The 7,427-nt window shown below is 59.6% G+C and carries 6 protein-coding genes and 1 pseudogene; 3 read left to right on the forward strand and 4 right to left on the reverse strand.

Annotation, left to right across the window (positions count from 1 at the left end; genetic code table 11):
* Window positions 1-14 precede the first annotated feature (14 nt).
* Entirely contained in the window at window positions 15-2,009 is a 1,995-nt protein-coding gene (locus AC07RO_RS16885) for a peptidase U32 family protein (protein WP_495086616.1), read from the forward strand.
* 67 nt (window positions 2,010-2,076) lie between these two features.
* Here the strand turns inward: AC07RO_RS16885 and AC07RO_RS16890 are convergent, their stop codons facing one another.
* On the reverse strand, window positions 2,077-2,406 hold the full coding sequence (locus AC07RO_RS16890; protein WP_192172488.1) for a hypothetical protein: 330 nt from the start codon (window positions 2,404-2,406) through the stop codon (window positions 2,077-2,079).
* A gap of 286 nt (window positions 2,407-2,692) precedes the next feature.
* On the opposite strand from AC07RO_RS16890, the gene pcsA reads away from it, so the two are divergent.
* Window positions 2,693-3,412 carry a phosphatidylcholine synthase gene (gene pcsA, locus AC07RO_RS16895; protein WP_192172487.1) on the forward strand — a complete coding sequence of 240 codons (720 nt, stop codon included), beginning with the start codon at window positions 2,693-2,695 and terminating at the stop codon, window positions 3,410-3,412.
* A gap of 99 nt (window positions 3,413-3,511) precedes the next feature.
* Here pcsA and AC07RO_RS16900 read toward each other — a convergent pair whose 3' ends face one another.
* The gene (locus AC07RO_RS16900) at window positions 3,512-3,973 is read right to left on the reverse strand and encodes an Lrp/AsnC family transcriptional regulator (protein ID WP_282371358.1); all 462 of its coding nucleotides are present in this window, start codon (window positions 3,971-3,973) and stop codon (window positions 3,512-3,514) included.
* A 207-nt stretch (window positions 3,974-4,180) separates the two neighbouring features.
* On the opposite strand from AC07RO_RS16900, the gene AC07RO_RS16905 reads away from it, so the two are divergent.
* Window positions 4,181-5,341, forward strand: coding sequence for a cysteine desulfurase family protein (locus AC07RO_RS16905; RefSeq protein WP_495086617.1), 1,161 nt, complete (start codon window positions 4,181-4,183; stop codon window positions 5,339-5,341).
* Between the two features lie 138 nt (window positions 5,342-5,479).
* On the opposite strand, the gene AC07RO_RS16910 is transcribed toward AC07RO_RS16905, so the two are convergent.
* A complete protein-coding gene (locus tag AC07RO_RS16910; RefSeq protein ID WP_495086618.1) occupies window positions 5,480-5,881 on the reverse strand; it encodes a hypothetical protein in 402 nt (133 codons plus the stop codon).
* A gap of 320 nt (window positions 5,882-6,201) precedes the next feature.
* Window positions 6,202-7,427, reverse strand: a pseudogene (locus AC07RO_RS16915) (RHS repeat-associated core domain-containing protein); the annotation flags it as partial.

Genomic DNA, 7,427 nt, shown 5'->3' on the forward strand with positions numbered 1-7,427 from the left:
CCGACTAAAAAAATATGTCTCTGCCCAAACATCACCTGGAATTGCTCAGCCCCGCCCGCGACGTGGCCATTGCCCGCGAGGCCATTCTGCATGGCGCTGACGCGATCTACATTGGCGGCCCCAGCTTCGGCGCGCGCCACAACGCGGCCAACGACGTCAGCGAAATCGCCCAACTGGTCGAGTTCGCCCGCCGTTACCACGCCCGCGTCTTCACCACCATCAACACCATTCTTCACGACAACGAGCTGGAGCCGGCGCGCAAGCTGATCCATCAGCTCTACGACGCAGGCGTCGACGCGCTGATCGTGCAGGACCTCGGCGTGATGGAGCTGGACATTCCGCCCATCGAGCTGCACGCCAGCACCCAGACCGACATCCGCACGCTGGAACGCGCCCGCTTCCTCGATCAGGCCGGCTTCTCGCAGCTGGTACTGGCCCGTGAGCTGAACCTGCAAGAGATCCGCGCCATCGCCGACGAAACCGATGCCGCCATCGAATTCTTCATTCACGGCGCGTTGTGTGTGGCCTTCTCCGGTCAGTGCAATATTTCCCACGCGCAGACCGGCCGCAGTGCCAACCGGGGTGACTGCTCCCAGGCCTGCCGCCTGCCCTACACGTTGAAAGACGATCAGGGTCGCGTCGTTGCGTACGAAAAACACCTGCTGTCGATGAAAGACAACAACCAGAGCGCCAACCTGCGCGCACTGGTGGATGCGGGCGTGCGTTCGTTCAAGATCGAAGGCCGCTACAAGGATATGGGCTATGTGAAGAACATCACGGCCTACTACCGCCAGCGTCTGGACGAGATTCTCGAAGACCGCCCGGACCTGGCACGTGCCTCCAGCGGCCGCACCGCGCACTTCTTCCTGCCGGACCCGGACAAGACCTTCCACCGGGGCAGCACTGACTACTTCGTCACCGACCGCAAGATCGACATTGGCGCGTTCGACTCTCCCACCTTCACCGGCCTGCTGGTCGGCGTGGTCGAGAAAGTCGGCAAGCGTGATTTGCAGGTGGTCACCCATGAGCCGCTGTCCAACGGTGACGGCCTCAACGTGCTGGTCAAGCGCGAAGTGGTGGGTTTCCGCGCCAACATCGCCGAGCCCAAAGGCGAGTTCGAAGAAGACGGCAAAAAGCGCTATCGCTACCGCGTCGAGCCGAACGAGATGCCGAAGGGCCTGCAACTGCGGCCCAACCATCCCCTCAGCCGCAACCTCGATCACAACTGGCAGCAAGCGCTGCAAAAGACCTCGGCCGAACGCCGCATTGGTTTGTCATGGGTGGCGCGTCTGCGTGAAGAGCGTCTGGAACTGGTCGCCACCAGCGAAGAAGGCATCAGCGCCCGCGTCGAGCTGAACGGCCCGTTTGGCGTTGCCAACAAACCGGAGCAGGCACTGGAACAGCTGCACGATCTGCTCGGCCAGCTCGGCACCACTGAATACCACGCGACGGCCATCGAGCTGGACGCGCCCCAGGCGTTCTTCATTCCGAACTCGCAACTCAAGGCCCTGCGCCGTGAGGTCATCGAGAGCTTGACCGCCGCTCGCGTCCAGGCGCACCCCCGCGGTGCCCGCAAGCCGGAAACCGCGCCGCCGCCGGTTTACCCTGAGGCGCACCTGTCGTTTCTGGCCAACGTCTACAACGAAAAGGCGCGGCACTTCTATCACCGTCACGGCGTGCAGTTGATCGACGCCGCTTACGAGGCCCACGAAGAGAAAGGCGAAGTGCCGGTGATGATCACCAAACACTGCCTGCGCTTCTCCTTCAACCTGTGTCCGAAGCAGGCCAAGGGCGTAACCGGCGTGCGCACCAAGGTGGCGCCGATGCAGCTGGTGCATGGCGATGAAGTGCTGACGTTGAAGTTCGACTGCAAGCCGTGCGAGATGCACGTGATCGGCAAGATCAAGGGCCACATTCTGGGTCTGCCGCATCCGGGCAGCGGCGTGCAGGTGGTGGGACATATCAGCCCCGCTGATCTGCTGAAGACCATCCCGCGCGCCCCCCACTGATTCGGGCCTGTTGCGCTAACCGCGCTGCACCTTTCGGAATGGAGCTTCCGTGATGCAGCGCGGTGAGTCAGCGGCGTGCGACTTCGTGCTTGATGCAGCCTTCGTAATACACCTGTTTGACGCTTTCCGGCCGCAGCCTTGAAGGACTGTCGTAGGTCTGTTCGGTGATGCCCAGTGCGCTCATGCGCATCCACTGCTGGGCGAAGTGCTGGGCCTGCATCTTCTTGCGTGCGCCGTACAGCGTCAGGCCGGAGAGTTTGTATTGCTGAGCGGTGCCCGCCATCCCGGCGCCCCAGGTGCAGAGGTCGCGTTCGTTCTTGCTCGGAGGGCGCGCAAAGGCTTGGGAAGTCACCGTTGCGAGAACGCAGAAGGTCAGTAGAGCCCTGAGAAATGACATGCGATTCCTTGCCTAAGTGACTGATCAGGCGTGGATTCTGACGACAGCGCCCTTGCACCGGGGCCAGCATATTGCCTTCTTTCTCGGCCAGCCGACCAATGACACCCGCGCCGCCATGTCTCAGGGCTCCGCGTCACATTTGAGTAACGAAAGCCTGCGCCGCCTGCTACCGTGTAGGGGTTACGTATGAACCTTATCGGCCGATCCCCGGTCGATAGATGCACCTCTGGTTCCGTCGACCGCTGCTGTACCCGACCGAACCCGCTTATTTCCAGAAGGACCGTCCATGATTCCAATTCAACGCATCGCCTGGCTCAAGGCCTGGGGCGCCCATGGTTTTACCGCCACGGGCGTGGTGCTCGCCTTTCTCGCGACCATTGCTCTGTTCGACAATCAACCCAAGGCGTGCCTGCTCTGGCTGGGCTTTGCCCTGATTGTCGATGGCGTGGACGGCTCCCTGGCGCGCAAGCTCAACGTGCAGTCGGTCCTGCCGCACTTCGACGGCTCCGTGCTGGACCTGGTGATCGACTACCTGACATACGTATTCATCCCCGCCCTGTTCATCTACCGCTACATCCCGCTGCCGGAATACACCCTGCTGCTGACCACCTCGATCATTCTGGTGTCTTCGCTGTTCTGTTTCTGCAATGTCGAGATGAAGAGCAAGGACAACTACTTTCAGGGCTTCCCCGCCGCCTGGAACGTCGTCGCCCTGTGCGTGTACATCCTTTCCCCTGCGCCGTGGCTGACGTTCATCACGGTGATCTGCCTGGCGCTGCTGACGGTCACACGCATGAAGTTCCTGCACCCGTTCCGCGTTCGCCGCTTTATGCCGCTCAACATCGCGGTCACGGCCGTGTGGTTCTTGTGCAGCTTCCTGCTGGTGATGAACCACCCCTACAACGGGTCGGTGACGCTGTTCGTGTGGCTGGCGATGTCGGCGTACTTCCTGGGGATCTGCATCTGGCGCACGTCCATGGAATGGATCGACAAAGCCCGCGTCTGATTCTTCCGACGGCTTTATTCGACGCACAAAAAAAGCAGCCCTCTTCGGATGGCTGCTTTTTTTCTGCGCGGGGTTTAACCAGGCGTTTTTGACGCGGGCTTAGAGGGTGTAACTCAACGGCAGCTGGGTCGTCGACTTGATCTGCTCCATGGCAAAGCTGGAACTCATGTCGGTGATGCCGGACAGCTGGATCAGCTTCTTGTAGACGGCGTCATAGCCGGCGATGTCCGGCACCACGATCCGCAGCATGTAGTCAGTGTCGCCGGCCATGCGGTAGCACTCCACCACTTCGGGCAACGTGGCAATCAGGTCATGGAAGCGTCCCAGCCACTGGGCATTGTGCTGGTTGGTGCGAATGGCGGCGAAGACTGTCACGGCGACGTTCAATTGCCCAGGATCAAGCAACGCCACCCGCCCGCGAATCATGCCCTGCTCTTCAAGCTTCTGTACCCGACGCCAGCATGCGGTGCTGCCAAGGCCGACGCTGTCGGCGATTTCCGCAATCGGACGGGTGCAGTCATTTTGCAGGATGCTCAGGATGGCCTGGTCGAATTTGTCCATGGGATGCGCGGTGGCCTCAGGTGAAGTCATATGCCGGGAAGCGATAAAGATAGGCCAAAAAGCGCGAAGCTGAAAATCATATTCCGCTAACTGGGGTTTTGCCGGAAATATAATCTAAGCCGGGTCTAAATCTCCGTTGAGGAATCAATTTTTTTTCAGCCTGACGCTAGTAGTATTTTCTGCACGACGGACAGCGCAGAAATCCCCATGAAAACACTCCCTTGTTATTTCGATTACGCCGCCACCACACCGGTTGATGACCGCGTCATCCAGGCCATGGTCACCTGCCTGGGCCGCGAAGGCACCTTTGGCAACCCGGCCTCCAGCTCCCACGCCTACGGCAATCAAGCCCGCCAGGCCGTTGAGTTGGCGCGCCGTCAGGTCGCGGAACTGGTGGGCTGCAGTGCCGATGCCCTGGTCTGGACCTCAGGCGCGACCGAATCCAACAATCTGGCGATCAAGGGCATCGCGCTCAACCCCAACAACGGCGCCCGTCGCCACCTCATCACCAGCACCATCGAACACAAAGCCGTCATCGACACCGTGCGCCAGCTTGAGCAGGCCGGTTGCCCGGTGACCTGGCTCGAACCCGATAACCGCGGCCTGATTCACCCCGACGCCGTGCGCCAGGCACTGCGCGACGACACCCTGCTGGTGTCGCTGATGCTGGTGAATAACGAGCTGGGCACCGTCACCGACATCGCCGCCATCGGCCAGATTGTGCGAGCGCACGGCGCCCTGTTCCACGTCGACGCCGCTCAAGGCGCTGGCAAACTGGCAATCGACTTGAGCGCATTGCCGGTGGACCTGATGTCCTTCTCGGCGCATAAAACCTACGGCCCCAAAGGCATCGGCGCACTCTACATCGGCGATCGCGCACGGCCGCTTCTCGAAGCACAGATGCACGGCGGCGGCCACGAACAGGGTTACCGCTCCGGCACCCTCGCCACCCACCAGATCGTCGGCATGGGCGCGGCTTACGCACTGGCCAGCGCGGAAATGGACGAGGAAGTCGCGCGCATCAGTGCCCTTTCGGCGCAACTGCGTGAAGGCCTGCTCAGCCTGAAGGGCGTGAGCCTTAATGGCGATCCGCAACAGCGTGTCCCCCACACGCTCAACGTTTGCATCGACAGCCCGGGGTTTAACGTCGCCAGCCTTGCCAGTGAATTGGCGGTTTCTTCGACCTCGGCGTGTAACTCGGCGAGCAGCAGCGTTTCTCATGTGTTGCTGGCGCTGGGGTTGAGCCAAGGTCAGGCGGGCAGCAGCTTGAGGCTGAGCTTGGGGCGGTATACCGAGGTGGGTGATGTGGAGAAGGCGATTGCGGTGATTGCCGGGAAGTTGAGTGCGCCGGCAGCGACGTTTTGGTGAGGAAACTGGATCATAAGCGGAACTGATTCTTCATGGATCGTAAGGGGACTGATTTATGTACAGCGCCTGAGCGTAAATAAGTCAGTCCCGCAGTGGTGGAGTAATCAATGGTCTAACCTACTCGCCTCATTTAGCGAACTAACTTTTTCTTGTTTCGTAATTTCTTCTCGCAAGACGAGCGACGGCCTCATTGTCGTCATGAATAAGCCGCTCAAGGATCGAGCCGGGAGTTTTTTTATTCGACGCTATTCCAAGTCGCACTGAGGAATTGACATCTTGCGAAAGACTTTCAAATAGAGCTGACGATAGCTTTCTTTTTCTGGCAATAAACGGCCTGCTATCCGCGTCGACCACGCACAGCTCCTCCAGAATCTCCAATGGGACTGTCTTATTGTGAACAACCCACCTTAGATATTCAGGATATTTCTTAATTACTTCTCGCCAGACAGAACTTGGAGCTTCTTCCATGGCAGCTCTGTCGTACTCAGCTTTTATCTCGCTACTTCGTAGTACAACAAACTCTTCAGCAGACGTGATCATTTATTGTCTCTGCATTTTAAAGATTTGAAGTTGATGTGTTTTCCGGTTTCGCTTTTGTGTTTATCCATGTGATCCCCATAGACATCTGCGTCGGCAATCCATGCGCCGTGCTCATCGTAGACTTTCCAGGCGCTCTGCCCATGGCCGGTTTTATCCATCGACCACCAGCGATCGGTATCTGGATCTTTATAATATCTCGCGTAGCCCACGCCAGCGACATTACCCTCGCAAACCCGGTCGTAGCGATTGACCTCCCATTTTTTTCTGCATGCGCGTTTGCAGTTCTGATTAGGCTTATCTGACTTAGGCTTACGCCCTGGTCCGACGGGCGAACTTGCCAGCCCTAACGGGTCGACCCAACTGATTGAGTTTGGCCCATATTGGTAGATGTTCAATCCACCTAAATAGCCAATCGGATCCTTGCTGATGAACCGCCCGACCTTTGGATCATAGTACCGATGCCGGTTGTAGTGCAGGCCGGTTTCGTGGTCGTGGTATTGGCCTTGGAAACGGATGGGGTTGGTCAGGCCGACTTGCTGGGCGACTCTGAGCGCTGTTCTTGCGCCTCGCCCCACGCTTTGTACTGAGCGCTCCACGCGGTGTTGCCGTTCTGGTCGGTCATTTCCTGGGGCGTGCCGAGGTGGTCGCATTGGTACCAGGCGAGTGCGTCAATCGGCAGCGCGACTGGCTTGTAGTTCCAGAGCGGGTCTTCTTTGAAGTTGTAGCGGCCTTCGTAGGTCGGTTGGCTTACGAGGCGGATGGTTTCGTGGCGGATGGCTTGGGCCACCGGCACGAATGTGCGGGGCTCGTGGATGTAGTGGACGGTTCGGCCTAACCCGCCAGCGCAGGGTGGAGGGCTGCTTTCCCAGGCGAGGTTGTCGCCATCCCAGCCGTATAAGGTGAAGCCGCAGCCGAGCTCGCGCTCTTTGCGGGCGTGTTCGTTTTCATTCCAGCCGGTGCCGGCTTCTGGGCGCGGTCGGTAATGGGCTTTTGAGAGTTTGTAGAGGCGACGTCCGAGTGGGTCGTAGCCGAAGTCGACAGTGAGGCGCGGATCGCGGAAGTGCACCAGACGATCGAATAGGTCCCAGTGCAGTTCGCTGCGCAGGCCGTTGGTCCAGCGCTCGGTCTGGTTGCCGCGTTCGTCGTATTCGTAGTGGTTGCCGGCGTAGTCGCGCAGCAGGTTGTCGATCAGTTTGTGGCGGACCGGTTCGGGGTCGAGTGGACGGCGCGCGGGTGCGGCGCTGTCGTTGAGTAAGTTGCTCGCAGGGTCGAAGGCGAAGGTTTCCAGGCCCAGGCGGCTGGTAGCGCTGAGCAAACGACTGACTGGGTCGTAGCGGTAGCTTAATGGGCCGCGACGGCTGTCGTTAATGTCGGTGAGTTGGCCGGCGGCGTCGTAGGTGTAGGCGCGTTTTATGAGCGTGGTTTTGTCGTCTCGTCCTAGCAGTTGCTCTTGCAGGCGTCCCGCTGGGTCCCAGCTTTGGGTTTGCAGCAGTTGGTTGCCCTGATGGCGGGCAACTTCGCGATGCAGATCATCGCGTTCGTAACT

It is taken from the genome of Pseudomonas sp. GW821-FHT07F05 (genome assembly GCF_059418765.1).

Excerpts from the sequence above, each read along its gene's own strand:
- AC07RO_RS16885 (WP_495086616.1), top strand. The coding sequence starts at position 15 with ATGTCTCTGCCCAAACATCACCTGGAATTGCTCAGCCCCGCCCGCGAC.
- AC07RO_RS16890 (WP_192172488.1), bottom strand. The coding sequence starts at position 2,406 with ATGTCATTTCTCAGGGCTCTACTGACCTTCTGCGTTCTCGCAACGGTG.
- pcsA (WP_192172487.1), top strand. The coding sequence starts at position 2,693 with ATGATTCCAATTCAACGCATCGCCTGGCTCAAGGCCTGGGGCGCCCAT.
- AC07RO_RS16900 (WP_282371358.1), bottom strand. The coding sequence starts at position 3,973 with ATGGACAAATTCGACCAGGCCATCCTGAGCATCCTGCAAAATGACTGC.
- AC07RO_RS16905 (WP_495086617.1), top strand. The coding sequence starts at position 4,181 with ATGAAAACACTCCCTTGTTATTTCGATTACGCCGCCACCACACCGGTT.
- AC07RO_RS16910 (WP_495086618.1), bottom strand. The coding sequence starts at position 5,881 with ATGATCACGTCTGCTGAAGAGTTTGTTGTACTACGAAGTAGCGAGATA.